The organism is Mitsuaria sp. TWR114, from assembly GCF_007997345.1.
In genome coordinates this window covers 1-4,201 of sequence record NZ_VOSR01000129.1, presented here as the reverse complement: position 1 = coordinate 4,201, position 4,201 = coordinate 1, and the positions used below count along the sequence as shown (strand labels likewise).

Annotated in this window: 4 protein-coding genes; 2 read left to right on the top strand and 2 right to left on the bottom strand. The window is 73.1% G+C overall.

Going from position 1 to position 4,201, the window contains the following annotated elements:
• Positions 1 to 168: 168 nt before the first annotated feature.
• The gene (locus tag FUT87_RS06225) at positions 169 to 975 is read right to left on the bottom strand and encodes an amidohydrolase (protein WP_147240439.1); all 807 of its coding nucleotides are present in this window, start codon (positions 973 to 975) and stop codon (positions 169 to 171) included.
• Positions 976 to 1,016: 41 nt separating this feature from the next.
• Here FUT87_RS06225 and FUT87_RS06220 point away from each other — a divergent pair, with 41 nt between their 5' ends.
• Together FUT87_RS06220 and FUT87_RS06215 are read left to right on the top strand one after the other, a co-directional pair.
• Complete coding sequence (locus FUT87_RS06220; RefSeq protein ID WP_147240438.1) at positions 1,017 to 1,745, top strand: GntR family transcriptional regulator; 729 nt, start codon at positions 1,017 to 1,019, stop codon at positions 1,743 to 1,745.
• 45 nt (positions 1,746 to 1,790) lie between these two features.
• Positions 1,791 to 2,738 carry a tripartite tricarboxylate transporter substrate binding protein gene (locus FUT87_RS06215; protein ID WP_255511696.1) on the top strand — a complete coding sequence of 316 codons (948 nt, stop codon included), beginning with the start codon at positions 1,791 to 1,793 and terminating at the stop codon, positions 2,736 to 2,738.
• A 25-nt stretch (positions 2,739 to 2,763) separates the two neighbouring features.
• Here the strand turns inward: FUT87_RS06215 and FUT87_RS06210 are convergent.
• Positions 2,764 to 4,201: FUSC family protein (locus tag FUT87_RS06210; RefSeq protein ID WP_147240436.1), on the bottom strand; the 1,438-nt coding region annotated here is incomplete at its 5' end.

Genomic DNA, 4,201 nt, shown 5'->3' with positions numbered 1-4,201 from the left:
CGCGCAAGATCGACGTCAAGCTGAGCTGATCTCGCCGGGCGCGCCGGCCTGCCTCGGGCCGGCCGCGATCGTCGACATGACACGGGCTCCCAGTCGGGAGCGTGTCGCGTCCGGGCCCCGACCTCCGCCGGGTTGGATCAGACGCCGCGTGGCGTCCGCTGCGCGCTTTCAGAACCGGTACAGCCGGCGCGCGTTGCCGGCCCGCAGCGCCTCGAGCGTCCCGCTCGTTCCCGCCGCGTCCTCGAGCCATGCGGGCGAGGTCGACGCGTCCCGCGCCTGCTCATGCGCCGTGCAGGGCCAATCGCTGCCCCACATCAGGCGCCCCGGACCGATCAGGTCCAGCCAGCGGGACAGCAGCGCGGTCGCCTCGCAGCCGGCCTCCAGGCGATAGGGCGCGCTGAGCTTCACATGCAGCCGATCCCGCTGGGCGGGGGCCAATGCCTCGAACTCCGACGCCGCCGCAGGCTTGCCGAAGTGGTCCGCGACGACGGTCAGCGCCTGCGGAATCCGCGCCAGGACTTCCGCCAGCCGGCCGTGGTCCGTGTGGACCTGCACATGCCAGTCCAGCGCCTGGAGGCGCTCGAACAGCGGATGCCATTCCGCGCCCAGCCGGTGATCGCCGCCCACGAGATTGAGCCGCACGCCGCGCACGCCCAGCGTCTGCATGCGCTCAAGTTCAGCCATGGCGATGTCTGGCGCGACCACGACCACGCCGCGCAGTCGTCCGGCCTGCTCCGCCAGCAGCCGCAGCAGGTGGGTGTTGTCGGTGCCCAGGAAGCTTGGCTGCACGAGCACGCCCTGCGTGACGCCATGGGGCGCCGTCGCCGCGACCCAGGCCTCCAGCGGCGCCGCGTAGGCGGGCACATAGCGCGCGCCGGGCACGCCCGTGCTGGTCAGCGGGAAGGCGTGGAAATGGGCGTCGACCACGCCCGCGCCGGGCGCGGGCTTGACGTCGGAAGAGGGCGTCGGCATCATGCGCGGATTCTAGTCCTATAGAGGACTAAAGGAAAACCACCTTGGACACAGGACTTCCGAACGCGGCCGGCGTGAGCCGGTATGCCCAGCTCGCGCAGGAGCTGCGCCAGCGCATCGTCGGCGGGGAATGGGCCGCCGGCGCGGCCATTCCCGCCGAGACCGAACTGGCGGAACGCTTCGGCGTGGCGCTGGGCACGGTGCGTCAGGCCGTGGCCATGCTTGCCGCCGAAGGCATCGTCCAGCGCGTGCATGGCAAGGGGACCTTCGTCACGCAGGGGCTGAACGGCCCGTCGCTGCTGCGCTTCTTCCGCTTCCGCGGGCCGACGGACGAGCCGCCGACGGCCCGCGTCCATCGCTGCCAGACGGTGCGGCTGCGCGCGGCCGAAGCGCTGGCCCTCGGTCAGCAGACCGGCGACGCGGCGCTGCGGGTGAAGCGGGTCCGGCTGCTGGCGGGGCGGCCGGTGCTGGCCGAGGACCTGCTGCTGCCGCTGGCCCGCTTCGAGGCGCTGCGCGCGCTCCCGACCCGCGAGTGGGAGGACCTGCTTTATCCGATGCTGGCCCGTCTCTGCGGCGTGACCGTCGCGCGGGCCAATGACGAGCTGAGCTTCGGGCACCTCGACGCGGCCACCGCCGCGCTGCTGGACCTGCCCGAGGGCGCGCCCGCCATCCGGGTCGACCGGCAGGCCTTCGACCTGGGCGGCCACTGCATTGAGCTGCGCACCACCTGGGGCGACGCGACCGCCTTCCACTACAGCGCCGAGATGCGCTGATCGCTTTATCAGGAGACCATGATGATCGGACGACGCCCTGCCGTGATGACGGCGCTTGCCCTGGCCTGTGGCCTGTCGACGGGCGCCTGGGCGCAAGCCTGGCCCAGCAAGCCGGTGACCCTGATGGTCAGCTACCCGCCGGGCGGCGGCGCCGACCTGATCGCACGCCTGATCGCGCCCAAGCTGGGCGAGGCGCTCGGCCAGACCGTCATCATCGAGAACCGCCCCGGCGGCAGCGGCCAGATCGCCGCCGGCGCCGTGGCGCGCGCGCCGGCCGACGGCTACACGCTGCTGTTCGACGCCTCGTCCTACGCGGTCACGCCGACCCTGTTCCCGAACTCGCCCTACAAGCAGGGCAAGGCCTTCAAGACGGTCGCGGTCACGGCGCTGTTCCCCAACGTGGTCCTGGTCAACGCCCAGTTCCCCGCGAAGACGGCCGCTGAGCTGGTCGCCGCGGCCAGGGTGAAGACCGACCAGGTCGCCTTCGCGTCCTCGGGCAACGGCTCGGCGCAGCACATCGCCGGCGTGCTGTTCGAGCAGGCCGCGAAGGTCGAGATGATGCATGTGCCCTACAAGGGCGGCGGTCCGGCGCTGACCGATGTCATCGGCGGCCAGGTGCCGGTGTTCTTCGGCAACGTGGCCTCGACGCTGCAGTACGTGAAGCAGGGCAAGCTGCGCCCGCTGGCGGTGAGCGGCCGCCAGCGCTCGGCGGCGCTGCCCGAGGTGCCCACCGGCGCCGAGGCCGGCCTGCCCGGCTTCGAGATGTACGAGTGGAACGGCTTGTTCGCGCCGGCGGGGACGCCGGCACCGGTGGTCGAGCGCCTGTCGCGGGCCGTCCAGCAGGCGCTGGCCGCGCCGGACGTGAAGGCCCGGATCGTGGAACTGGGCGGCGAGCCCTTCCCCGGCGGCGTCGCCGAGTCCGGCAAGTTCGTCGAGGCGGAACTCAAGCGGATGTCGGCCCTCATCAAGGAGCGGCACATCACCGTGGAGTGATCACCCGCGCGGCGCCGTCGGGCGATCAGTTCAGCCGCGACACCGACATCTCCGCCTCGGGCGGCGCCGCCATCGCGGCGAACGCGGCCTCGGCGGCCTGGCCCGCGCGCGCCGCGTCGTCCAGGCTGACCTGCATGCGGCGCCGCATCCATGGCCGGATGTCCTCCAGCGGGCCGACGTCCGGCAGCAGGCTCCAGTCCTGCAGCGCCTGCACCGCGTGCGGCACCGGCTCCTGGCCGGCCAGCGCGCGCTGCAACTTCGCGGCCGCGGCCGGCATCTCGGCCATCAGGTCGCCGTCCAGCTCCTTGCCGCGCCGCATCAGGCTCTGCCGCATCATCGACAGGTGGGCCATCAGGCGGTAGCCGTGGTCCAGCACCGCATTGAGCTCGTCCTGCGGCGGCCGCACCCGGCGCGGCTCCCGCGCTGCGCTGCAAGGCGCGGACAGCGCCGCCAGCGCGTCATAGGCCTGGCGCCGCGCCATGCGCTGGGTGAGCGCGCCGGCGGGCGTCATCGCCGCGGTCATCGCCTGCAGCGCGTACTGCTGCAGCGCGTGCTGCGCCCGCTTCAGCGCGCGCGGCAGGTTGCGCCGCTCCCAGGCCGGCAGCACGTAGCTGAAGGCCCACGCCAGGACCGCGCCCAGCACCGTGTCGGCCAGCCGCTCCGAGACCGCGATGCCGTGCGACGGATCGGCCAGGTGCGACTGCAGCAGGGCGAGCATCGTGGCGGCGATGGCGGTGACCAGGTAGCGGCGGGTGACGAACGCATGCGCGATGCCGACCGCCACCTGCAGCACGACGATCCACAGCGTCTGGCTGGGGATCAGCGACAGCGCCAGCATCAGTCCGCAACCGATCGCCGTGCCCAGCACCCGCAGGTTGCGGCGCTCCAGCGTCTGGTCCAGGCTGCCGCGCAGCACGACGGCCACCGACAGCACCAGCCAGTGCGGATGGGAGGCCCAGGGCAGCGCCAGCGCGATGAAGTAGGCCGAGGCCAGCGCCAGCGTGCTGCGCAGCGCGTGCCGCAGCACCGGTGAGTCCAGGTGCAGCTGCGCCCGCAGCAGGCCCATGGGCCAGCCGACCGGCGTGACGAACTGGCGCAGCGTGCCGGCGTCCAGCGCCAGCGGGGGCACCGGCTGGGCGAGGTCGAGCGCGCGGCCCATCGCCAGCACCTCGCCGTCCAGGTGCGAGAGCCGGTCCTGCAGCACCAGCTGCAATCGGGTGCGCGGATCCTGCGGCGGCAGCTCCGGCCAGCGCGTCGGCCGCACCGTGTTCATCGCGGGCGCGCGCTCGTCGAGCAGCGCATCGCGGTACTCGTCCAGCAGCACGCCCAGCGCCTTGAGCCGGCCCACCAGTGCCGCGCGCATCTGCTGCCCGACCGGATCCTCGCCCAGCAGTTCCAGGTCGAGCCGGCTGGCCAGCATCAGGTCGCGCAGCTCCACCACGTGCAGCAGCACCGCGGCGCTG

Bases quoted from the DNA above. Each gene is read 5' to 3' on its own strand.
- FUT87_RS06225 (WP_147240439.1), bottom strand. From the start codon at position 975: ATGATGCCGACGCCCTCTTCCGACGTCAAGCCCGCGCCCGGCGCGGGC.
- FUT87_RS06215 (WP_255511696.1), top strand. From the start codon at position 1,791: ATGACGGCGCTTGCCCTGGCCTGTGGCCTGTCGACGGGCGCCTGGGCG.